The 10,181-nt window shown below is 61.2% G+C and carries 7 protein-coding genes and 1 pseudogene; 4 read left to right on the forward strand and 4 right to left on the reverse strand.

Annotated features, from left to right (window positions below; translation table 11 throughout):
* Positions 1-38: 38 nt before the first annotated feature.
* The 4 genes from ACK6BI_RS19870 to gap all read right to left on the reverse strand — a co-directional run bounded on the left by ACK6BI_RS19870 (position 39) and on the right by gap (position 5,544).
* Positions 39-2,624 (reverse strand): TonB-dependent receptor, encoded by a 2,586-nt coding sequence (locus tag ACK6BI_RS19870; RefSeq protein ID WP_409318400.1) that lies wholly within the window; start codon positions 2,622-2,624, stop codon positions 39-41.
* A gap of 122 nt (positions 2,625-2,746) precedes the next feature.
* Positions 2,747-3,712, reverse strand: a complete 966-nt coding sequence (locus ACK6BI_RS19875) for a FecR family protein (RefSeq protein ID WP_409318401.1) — start codon at positions 3,710-3,712, stop codon at positions 2,747-2,749.
* Positions 3,713-3,835: 123 nt separating this feature from the next.
* Positions 3,836-4,354 carry an RNA polymerase sigma factor gene (locus ACK6BI_RS19880; RefSeq protein ID WP_409318402.1) on the reverse strand — a complete coding sequence of 173 codons (519 nt, stop codon included), beginning with the start codon at positions 4,352-4,354 and terminating at the stop codon, positions 3,836-3,838.
* Between the two features lie 188 nt (positions 4,355-4,542).
* Positions 4,543-5,544 (reverse strand): type I glyceraldehyde-3-phosphate dehydrogenase, encoded by a 1,002-nt coding sequence (gene gap, locus ACK6BI_RS19885; protein WP_260520698.1) that lies wholly within the window; start codon positions 5,542-5,544, stop codon positions 4,543-4,545.
* Positions 5,545-5,765: 221 nt separating this feature from the next.
* Between gap and edd the strand changes: the two genes are divergently transcribed.
* The 4 genes and pseudogenes from edd to ACK6BI_RS19905 all read left to right on the forward strand — a co-directional run.
* Complete coding sequence (edd, locus tag ACK6BI_RS19890) at positions 5,766-7,592, forward strand: phosphogluconate dehydratase (protein ID WP_409318403.1); 1,827 nt, start codon at positions 5,766-5,768, stop codon at positions 7,590-7,592.
* Positions 7,589-8,539: a glucokinase gene (locus ACK6BI_RS19895; RefSeq protein ID WP_409318404.1), complete on the forward strand. Its 951-nt coding sequence runs from the start codon at positions 7,589-7,591 to the stop codon at positions 8,537-8,539. Before edd ends, ACK6BI_RS19895 begins: the two co-directional genes overlap by 4 nt.
* A 178-nt stretch (positions 8,540-8,717) precedes the next feature.
* Entirely contained in the window at positions 8,718-9,449 is a 732-nt protein-coding gene (locus ACK6BI_RS19900; RefSeq protein ID WP_409318405.1) for a response regulator, read from the forward strand.
* Positions 9,439-10,181, forward strand: a pseudogene (locus ACK6BI_RS19905) (two-component sensor histidine kinase); the annotation flags it as partial. The gene ACK6BI_RS19900 and the pseudogene ACK6BI_RS19905, both read left to right, overlap by 11 nt.

Genomic DNA, 10,181 nt, shown 5'->3' on the forward strand with positions numbered 1-10,181 from the left:
TGCGCGCTGATTCACACACGCAGTGAGGTGGGGGCGGATCAGATGTCCCAGACCAGATTGATCGCGAAGTTGCGACCCGGTTGAGTCAGGCGATCAAGGTTGGCAGGGCTCAGCACGGCGGCTTCGCCGACGCTGTCGTAGCCACGCACGTCATCCCACAGCCAGTACTTCTTGTCGGTCAGGTTGTAGACGCCGCCGCTGACGGTGACGTCGTCGGTGACTTTGTAATACCCGGTCAGGTCGAGAATGCCGAAGCCCGGCGACTTGAACTGGCTGCTGACACCGTCCGGCGACTTGAAGTTGCTGTCGTCGACGCGATCCTTCTTCTTGACCACGGTCCAGCTCAGCAGGCCGCCATAGGTGTCCTGGTCGTAACCCAGACCGAACACGCCGGTCAGCGGATTGACGCTGTTGAGCGGCTCGCCGGTGTCGTTGTTGCGCCCGTAGGCGTAGGCAATCGAGCCCTGGGTGTACAGGCCTTGTGGCGCACCGAACGAATCCAGGTTCAGGCGACCCTTGACTTCGGCACCCTTGATGGTGGCGTGCTTGATGTTGTTGGTCTGGAATGTCAGCTCGTTGTAGCCCGGGGTGACGGCGTCTTCGTTGATGAAATCGCGATACTTGTTATAGAACACCGCCACGTCGAACGAGCCTTGCTCGAAGTTGCCGCGCAGGCCTGTTTCATAGCTTTTGCTTTTTTCCGGTTCCAGGTTCGGGTTCGGCGCCACGTTGTAACCGGTGGTGCTGTTTTCGAAGCGACCGTACAGCGCTTTTGCGGTCGGGGTGCGGAAGCCTTCGGCGTACTGGCCGTACCAGGTGTAGTGGTCGGTCAGGGCGTAGGTCAGGCCGAATTTCGGCGAGACTTTATGCCAGGTCTTGTTTTGATCGCTGACCGTGCCCTTGCCGTCGGCGGCCACGGTGTTGAGGAATTCCTGCGTGATGTGCGGCTTGAGCTGGGTGTAGTCGTAGCGCAGGCCCGGCAGGAAAGTCCATTTGTTCCAGCTGATCTGATCCTGGGTGAACAGGCTGTAGGTGTTGATGGTCGGGTCCGGGAAGTCGCTGGACTTCTTCAGCACGTCAGCCGCACTGGTGGCGCCGATGGCGGTGCAGCCGCGACCGACCGCCAGGCACTTGCCGTCGCCGCTGCGTGAACCGGTGACCTTCTGCTGTTTGATCGTGGTGCCGTAGGTCAGCACGTGATCGGTGTCACCGATGGCGAAAGCCTTGTCCAGTTGCGCGTCGAACACCCACTGTTTTTCCTCGTAGATCGTGTCGCGGGTTCGCAGCACTTTACGGGTCATCGGGTAGTAGAACTCGTCGGTGCTCTGGTCGGTCTTGGCGGTCTGGTGGTTGAGGCTCCACTTCACGTTGTCCGCCAGCAGGCTGTTCAGCTCGAAGCTGTGTTCCAGGCCGAAACGCTCGCGAGTGACCGTGTCGTTGCCGGTGCGCCACTGGTACATGCCGCCGGGCAGTACGCTGTTCGGAATGGTCGGCGCGCCGTTGAAGTACGGGCCGCCGTAGGCGCTTTTCTGATCGGTGTCGCGATCATCCTTGTACTTTTCGTAGGTCAGGCCCAGGCGCGAACCTTCGTTGTAGTTCCAGCCGATTTTGGCCAGAACGTTGGTGGCTTTCACGTCTTCCGGGTTGGCGGCGGTGCGCTCCAGGCCGGTGCCGTTATTGTTGCCGTAGGAATCGGTTTCATGGCCGTCGCGCCGGCTGTAGTGCAGCAAACCGTCGAACTGGTCGGCGCGACCGGCGACGGTGGCGGATTTCAGCCAACTGTCGTCGGCTGAGCTGTAGCCGGTCTTCAGGCGGGCGCCGACATCTTTGCCGGGCTTGATGATGTCATCCGGGTCGAGGGTGTAGTAGCTGACCGCGCCGCCGATGGCGTTACTGCCGTACAACACCGAAGCCGGACCGCGGAGGATTTCCACACGTTTGACGATTTCCGGGTCAACGTAGTTGCGCTGGGTCTTGGCGTACGGGCCGTTGAAGAAGCCGTCCGGTACTTCAACGCCGTCGACCTGGGTCAGAATGCGGTCACCGTCGATACCGCGAATGTTGTAGCCGCTGATCCCGCCGCGCTGGCCGGCGCCGCCCACGGAGACGCCCGGTTCGTAGCGCACCAGATCCTTGATGGTGTTGACGTTGTTGCGGTCCAGCTCCTGACGGGTCTGCACGGTGACGGTGGCCGGTACGCTGTTGACTGACTGTTCCTGACGGGTGGCGCTGATGGTCACCTGCTCGAGGTTGAGTGCGCCGCTGTTGATGCGTTTTTCCAGCACGACATTGTTGTTGCTGATTTTTCGGAAGCTCAGGTTGGTCCCCACCAACAAGCGCTCCAGGGCTTTTTCCGGTGGCAGCGAACCGCGCACGCCCGGCGACGACACGCCTTTACCCAATTCAGCCGGCAAGCCGACCTGCCAGCCGGTGACGGCAGTGAACGCGTTGAGTGCCGACACCAGCGATTGCTGGCCGATGGCAAACGAGTAATCGCCCATGTTGCGTGCCGGTTGTTCGGTGGCGGCCATCAGCGGCGCGGTGCCGGCCATCAGGATGGCGGCGGTCAGCAGCGACAGCACGCGGGAAGGAGAGGAAGTCTGGCGGGTAAGGCGTGAGGACATCGATAGCGCTCCGTGTCGCACGAATCTTTATAGGTGCTGATTCGCGTCAGAAGATGCGAATCAATTGCATTGGCTATAACGAGACGAACGAGCTTCGGCTATCGAGTAAAAATAATTCTCATTTAGTTCAGGATCACCAGCGCCGGGAATTCCTGAAGCCTGGCGGAGGTGATGTGAGCAAGCGAACGCACCACGTCCAGCGGCTGGTCGAGACGGTAATTGCCAGTGACGGCGACGTCGGCCAAGTGTTCGTTGGTGTTGATGATGAAGCCCGGATAATAGCGGCGCAGCTCCGCCAGCACCTGGCTCAGCGGACAGTTCTCGAAGATCAGCCGCCCTTGTACCCACGCCAGATCGGTGGCGGCATCGGCCTTGGCCGGCCCGTCGAAACCATTCGGACCGATGCGGATGCTTTCCCCGGCGGACAGACGCACGCGGGCATCGTCACGGGTCGCACGCAGATCGACATCGCCGCGCTGCACCCGCACTTGCGCCACGCCATCCAGATAGCGCACGGCAAACGCGGTGTCTTGCACGCTGGCTTTCACCGGGCCGGCGTCGATTTCCAGCGGTTGGCTGCGGCTGGCCGGAATCTCGAAAAACGCTTCGCCCTGATACAGGCGCGCCATCCGCTGTCGATCGTTGATCGTGCTGGAGAAGGCGGAGTTGGTGTTGAGCAGGACTTTCGAACCGTCCTCAAGCTGCAAACGTTGACGCTCGCCGACCAGCGTCAGGTGATCGGCCTGAAGACGCATCGGCAGGTTGCTGAAGCTGAACAGGCCGAGAATCAGCACCGCAGCGGTGGCCAGCGGTTTCCAGTGCGGGCGCAGGCGGGTGAGGACGGTGACTTTCTTCGGTCTGGCTGCGAGGTTCTGCGCGCACTGGGCGATCTGCGGCCCGTCCCAGATTGCCTGGGCTTTGGCGAATGCCTGGGCGTTCAACGGATCGGCCGCCAGCCAGGCATGAAACTGCCGGGTCTGCTCCTCGTCCGGGCTGCCGAGCACGATGAGCCAGTCCAGAGCCTGGTCCATTGCGTTGGCGGCATCCTGCGCCGTGTCGGGCGAAGGAGGGCGGTGGGTGTCCGTCACGGTGTTTCCTCGGCAGTGTCTGTGCACGGCTGTTTTTTAGTGAAGCGTAAAAGTCGGGCAAGGGTAACAAAGCCCGATGATCAGTGCAGTCGATCCTGAGGCCTACAGAAAAGCCCTGCAGCATCAGTCGTCATTTAAACGTTCGGCGACACCGATGCAGATGGTCATGATCAGTTTGAGTTCTTTTTGCACTGTGCTGAGGGACACGCTCAGCTCTTCGGCGATTTCCTGATAGCTGTGCCCGTGCAGGCGGCTGAGGATGAAGATTTGCTGTTGACGGGGGCTGAGTTCACCGAGGCTCACGTTCAGGCGCTCCAGCAATTGTTCGGCGTGGGCGGCGTCTTCGGCGCTGCTGGCGGGGGCGGCGACACTATGCACCACGTCCTGCGGCACGTCGTCGACCATGGTTCGCGAATGAATCTTGCGGGCACGCAAATGGTCCAGCGCCAGGTTGCGCGCGGTCTGGAAGACAAAGGGCTCAAGGTGATCGATGGCCCGTTCGCTCAGCGCCCGCGTGACACGCAGGTAGGTTTCCTGCAACAGGTCTTCGGCGGTGCTGTGATTGTTGACCATGCGTTCCAGCGTACGCAGCAGTGACGTGCGCTGGGCGAGGAAAACGTGATTGAACTGCGACTGACTCACGGGAGGGCCTGATCCATTTCGAGCGAATGATAATGCTTATCATCCAGTTGAGTGGTCAAGCTCTGATTTCAAATTGAAATCGAAACCTGTGGGAGCGAGCCTGTTCGCGAATACGATGTGTCGTCCTGCATTTATGCTGGCAGATATACCGCTTTCGCGAGCAGGCTCGCTCCCACAGGGATGTGCTTTTATTCCGCGTTACACAGCGCCAGGCAGTTATCGAGCATGCGGTTGGAGAAGCCCCATTCGTTGTCGTACCAGGCCAGCACCTTCAGCAGTTTGCCGCTGGATTTGGTGTGGTTGGCGTCGAAGATCGACGACAGCGGGTTGTGGTTGAAGTCGCTCGAGACCAGCGGCAGGGCGTTGTAGCCGAGGATTTTCGAGTGCTGGCTCGCGGCTTTCATCAGTGCGTTGACTTCATCGGCCGAGGCTTCGCGCTTGAGTTGCACGGTAAGGTCCACCAGCGACACATTGATCACCGGCACGCGCACGGCCATGCCGGTCAGCTTGCCGGCCAGTTCCGGCAGCACCAGGCCCACGGCTTCAGCGGCGCCGGTCTTGCTCGGAATCATGTTCTGCGTGGCGGAGCGGGCGCGGTACGGGTCGGTGTGGTAGACGTCGGTCAGGTTCTGGTCGTTGGTGTAGGCATGGATGGTGGTCATCAGACCGCTTTCGATACCCAGTTCACGGTGCAGCACCTGGGCCACCGGGGCCAGGCAGTTGGTGGTGCACGAGGCGTTGGAAATGATCTGGTGCGACTGGCGCAGGATGTCGTGGTTTACACCATAAACCACGGTGGCATCGGCGCCTTTGGCCGGGGCCGAGATGATGACTTTGCGCGCACCGGCAGTAATATGCGCGGCGGCTTTGGCCCGGTCGGTGAACAGGCCGGTGCATTCGAACACCACATCAATCTTTTCCGCCGCCCATGGCAGTTCGGCGGGGTTGCGGATGGCGCTGACTGAAATGCGGTCGCCGTTGACGGTCAGACTCTCGTTGTCATGCGCGACTTCAGCATCGAACGTGCCGTGAACGGTATCGTATTTGAGCAGGTGCGCATTGATCGCGCTGTCGCCCAGATCGTTGATGGCGACGATCTGCAAATCCTGACGATAGCCCTGGGTATACAGTGCGCGCAGGACATTACGGCCGATGCGGCCAAAACCATTGATTGCGATTCGAAGAGTCATTGAGCAGCGCCGCCGTCGTTTTGTTGTTGGAATTACAAGATTATTCGCAAAAAAATAGAAAACAAGCCTTTTTGGTGGCAGTATTTTGTTTTATCTACAACGAGTGACCTGAATCAACTGGTCCGAATGGTCAAGGAAACCGCCCGTCATCCCACGCGTGCGGGCGCCTTGGTCAGCATAGACAATCAGGTCGCCACATCCGTTAGCCTGGAGTTCTACACATGCATCCCCGCGTTCTTGAGGTCACCGAACGGCTTATCGCCCGCAGCCGCGCCACGCGTCAGGCTTACCTTGCGCTGATTCGCGGCGCTGCAACCGACGGGCCGATGCGCGGCAAGCTGCAGTGCGCCAACTTCGCCCACGGCGTGGCCGGATGCGGCAGCGAAGACAAACACAGCCTGCGGATGATGAACTCGGCGAACATCGCCATTGTGTCGTCGTATAACGACATGCTCTCGGCGCACCAGCCGTACGAAGTCTTCCCGCAACAGATCAAGAACGCCCTGCGCGAAATCGGTTCGGTCGGCCAGTTCGCCGGCGGTACCCCGGCGATGTGCGACGGCGTTACCCAGGGCGAGCCGGGCATGGAGCTGAGCCTGCCGAGCCGTGAAGTGATCGCGATGTCGACGGCGGTGGCGCTGTCCCACAACATGTTCGATGGCGCACTGATGCTCGGCATCTGCGACAAGATCGTGCCGGGTCTGATGATGGGCTCGCTGCGTTTCGGTCACCTGCCGACGATCTTCGTGCCGGGCGGGCCGATGGTCTCGGGGATTTCCAACAAGGAAAAAGCCGACGTGCGGCAGAAGTACGCCGAAGGCAAGGCGACCCGTGAAGAGCTGCTGGAATCGGAAATGAAGTCCTACCACAGCCCCGGCACCTGCACCTTCTACGGCACCGCCAACACCAACCAGCTGCTGATGGAAGTCATGGGGCTGCACTTGCCCGGCGCCTCTTTCGTCAACCCGAACACGCCGCTGCGCGAGGCCCTGACCCGCGAAGCCGCGCATCAGGTCACGCGCCTGACCAAACAGAACGGCAACTTCCTGCCGATCGGCGAAATCGTCGACGAGAAGGCGCTGGTCAACTCGATCGTCGCGCTGCACGCAACCGGCGGCTCGACCAACCACACCCTGCACATGCCGGCCATCGCCATGGCGGCGGGCATTCAACTGACCTGGCAGGACATGGCCGACCTCTCCGAAGTCGTGCCGACCCTGAGCCACGTCTATCCGAACGGCAAGGCCGACATCAACCACTTCCAGGCGGCGGGCGGCATGTCGTTCCTGATCCGCGAACTGCTTGAGGCCGGGCTGCTGCACGAAGACGTCAACACCGTGCTTGGCCACGGCCTGAGCCAGTACACCAAGGAGCCGTTCCTGGATAACGGCAAACTGGTGTGGCGCGAAGGCCCGACCGAAAGCCTCGACGAAAACATCCTGCGTCCTGTGGCCCGTGCGTTCTCGGCAGAGGGCGGCTTGCGGGTGATGGAAGGCAACCTCGGTCGCGGCGTGATGAAGGTGTCCGCCGTTGCGCTGGAAAACCAGATCGTCGAAGCACCGGCCATGGTGTTCCAGGATCAACAGGATCTGGCCGACGCCTTCAAGGCGGGTCTGCTGGAGAAGGATTTTGTCGCCGTGATGCGCTTCCAGGGCCCGCGTTCCAACGGCATGCCGGAACTGCACAAGATGACGCCGTTCCTCGGCGTGCTGCAGGATCGCGGTTTCAAGGTTGCGCTGGTCACCGACGGGCGTATGTCCGGCGCCTCGGGGAAAATCCCGGCGGCGATCCACGTCAGTCCGGAAGCTTATGTGGGCGGCGCTTTGGCGCGCGTGCAAGAGGGCGATATCATCCGCGTCGATGGCGTCAAAGGCACTTTGGAAATCAAGGTGGACGCCGCCGAATTCGCAGCGCGCGAACCCGCCAAAGGCCTGTTGGGCAACAACATCGGCAGCGGTCGCGAACTGTTTGGCTTCATGCGTCTGGCCTTCAGCTCGGCAGAGCAGGGCGCCAGCGCCTTCACTTCTGCCCTGGAGACGCTTAATTGAAACTGGCTTTGGTCGGTGACATCGGAGGCACCAACGCGCGGTTCGCGTTGTGGAAAGATCAGCAGCTCGAATCGGTGCAGGTGCTGGCCACGGCCGACCATGCCAGCCCGGAAGAGGCGATCAGCCTCTACCTGAGCGGGCTCGGCCTGGCGCCTGGCGCCATCGGTTCGGTGTGCCTGTCGGTGGCAGGTCCCGTCAGCGGCGACGAATTTAAGTTCACCAACAACCATTGGCGCCTGAGCCGCAAGGCTTTTTGCCAGGCGTTGCAGGTCGAGCAGTTGCTGCTGGTCAACGACTTCTCGGCCATGGCGCTGGGCATGACCCGTTTGCAGCCCGGCGAATTCCGTGTGGTCTGCGAAGGTGAGCCTGAGCCGCTGCGTCCGGCGGTGGTGATCGGCCCGGGCACTGGCCTCGGCGTCGGCACCTTGCTCGATCTGGGCGAAGGCCGGTTTGCCGCGTTGCCGGGGGAGGGTGGTCACGTCGATCTGCCGCTGAGCACCCCGCGTGAAACCCAGCTTTGGCAGCACATCCATGACGAGATCGGCCACGTCAGCGCCGAGACCGCGTTGAGCGGCGGCGGCCTGCCCCGAGTGTACCGGGCGATCTGCGCGGTGGATGGTCACGAACCAAAACTGGACACGCCGGAAGCCATCACCGCTGCCGGCCTCGCCGGTGACCCGATTGCCCTGGAAGTGCTGGAGCAGTTCTGCTGCTGGCTCGGTCGTGTGGCCGGCAATAACGTGCTGACCACGGGCGCTCGCGGCGGCGTGTACATCGTTGGCGGCGTGATTCCACGTTTTGCCGATTTCTTCCTCGAAAGTGGCTTCGCCCGCAGCTTTGCGGACAAGGGCTGCATGAGCGATTACTTCAAGGGGATTCCGGTGTGGCTGGTGACGGCGCCGTATTCGGGGCTCGTCGGTGCGGGAGTGGCGCTCGAACAGGCTTGAAATGCGATCGAATGTGGGAGCGAGCCTGCTCGCGATTGCGGTTTCACATTCAACACATCCGTTGACTGACACACCGCTATCGCGAGCAGGCTCGCTCCCACAATTGTTTCTGCAGTGTCTGTAGATTCAGTGCTTAAGGCATAATCCGCCCAATTCCAACAACAAGGATGCCTTCGAAGTGAGTTCAGTCAACAAGTCGATTTTGTTGGTCGATGACGACCAGGAGATACGCGAGTTGCTGGAAACCTACCTGACCCGCGCGGGTTTTCAGGTACGGGCCACGGCCGACGGCGCCGGTTTTCGCCAGGCGCTGAACGAGGCGCCGAGCGATCTGGTGATCCTTGATGTGATGCTCCCGGATGAAGACGGCTTCAGTCTGTGCCGCTGGGTGCGCCAGCATCCACGTCAGGCTCAGGTGCCAATCATCATGCTCACTGCCAGTTCCGACGAGGCCGATCGGGTGATCGGTCTGGAGTTGGGCGCCGACGATTACCTCGGCAAACCTTTCAGCCCTCGCGAACTGCAAGCGCGAATCAAGGCCTTGCTGCGCCGTGCCCAGTTCGGTCAGGAACGCAGCGGCAGTGAAGTGCTGGCCTTTGACGAGTGGCGACTGGACATGGTCAGTCATCGACTGTTCCACGCTGACGGCGAGGAAGTGATTCTGTCCGGCGCCGACTTTGCGCTGCTCAAGCTGTTCCTCGATCATCCCCAGGAAATCCTCGATCGCGACACCATCGGCAATGCCACCCGTGGCCGTGACCTGATGCCCCTTGATCGCATCGTCGACATGGCTGTCAGCCGCCTGCGTCAGCGTCTGCGCGACACCGAAAAGCCGCCACGATTGATCCGTACCGTGCGCGGCAGCGGCTACCAACTGGCAGCCAATGTGGTTGCCGCCAATGGCCACTGAGTTTCTGCGCAACATCGCAAGCAAAGTGCCGATGCCGCGTTCGCTGCTCGGGCGGATGTTGCTGCTGACGTTGCTGGCGGTGTTGTTTGCGCAGACCTTGTCCAGCGTGATCTGGGTTTCCCAGTTGCGCGCAACCCAGCTCGAAGGCCTGGTCACCAGCGCCCGCAGCCTCGCCCACTCGATGACCGCCAGCGTCAGTTATTTCCGCTCGCTACCGGTAGCCTACCGGCCGTTGGTACTCGATCAATTACGCAGCATGGGCGGCACGCGTTTTGTGGTGACGCTCAACGACAAACCGCTGGGCATGGAAGTGTTGCCGGTCACACCGCGCAAGGCAGCGGTGTTGCAAGCAGTGGATGAAGTGCTGCGTCAGTCGTTGGGCCAGGACACCGACATTCTGGTGACTTTCGTCAGTCCCGATGACCTACGGATCTTCAACGCCGGGTTGAAGCTCGATGAGTTGCCACGCTCCTGGGCGCATTACGCGCTGACGCTGGAGCCGGTCAATCCGCCGGTGCTGGTGACTCAGATCCAGTTGGCGCCCGGTGAATGGCTGTACATCGCCTCGCTGTTGCCCGAGCCCTACACCAGCCTCGAAGAGCAAGGCCTGCCGACGCAGCAGGTGTGGTTCATTGTCTTCACCAGCGGTTTTCTACTGTTGTTCATCGGCTTGCTGGTGCATTGGCAGAGTCGACCGCTCAAGCGTCTGGCGCGGGGCTGGCTCTTATACAC

The organism is Pseudomonas sp. KCJK9016 (assembly GCF_046231795.1).
In the GTDB taxonomy this organism is placed as follows: Bacteria; Pseudomonadota; Gammaproteobacteria; order Pseudomonadales; family Pseudomonadaceae; genus Aquipseudomonas; species Aquipseudomonas bananamidigenes.